The organism is Limnospira sp. PMC 1279.21 (assembly GCF_032349615.1).
GTDB lineage: Bacteria > Cyanobacteriota > Cyanobacteriia > Cyanobacteriales > Microcoleaceae > Limnospira > Limnospira fusiformis.
The window spans coordinates 1-394 of the sequence record NZ_JARPLU010000563.1; the positions used below are offsets into that span (position 1 = coordinate 1).

General features: G+C 40.6%; 2 pseudogenes. Both read right to left on the reverse strand.

The window, feature by feature from the left end:
• A pseudogene (locus P5683_RS25945) lies at window positions 1-121 on the reverse strand (Uma2 family endonuclease); the annotation flags it as partial.
• 18 nt (window positions 122-139) lie between these two features.
• Window positions 140-394, reverse strand: a pseudogene (locus P5683_RS25950) (Uma2 family endonuclease); the annotation flags it as partial.

Consider the following 394-nt stretch of genomic DNA (forward strand, 5'->3'; position numbering starts at 1 on the left):
GTTGTAGGTGTAAATAACTTTCCAATGGCAACTCCTGACTTTCTAAATCTCCGGGAGGAAACTCGATATCTTCCCATTCTGGTGAGGTTTCCAGTGATGCTAACTGTTCCGTAACTGTCATAATTTTTACCTCAATTATCTACAACTGTTCGGGGTCAATTCCCAACTCTCGCAGTTTAGCCGCTAGTTGGTCTTTCTGTTGTCGTTCGATTTCTAATTGATTTTGAGTGGTTACTAACTCATTTTCAACACTTCCTAATTGATTTTGAGTGGTTACTAACTCATTTTGGACGCTACCTAACTGTTGTTGAGCTTCAGTGGCTGATTCTTCGGGAGTGGGTACTAAAACACTATCAGGACTAAAAAAGCGGAGTTGACGATTTTCTATCCCTAC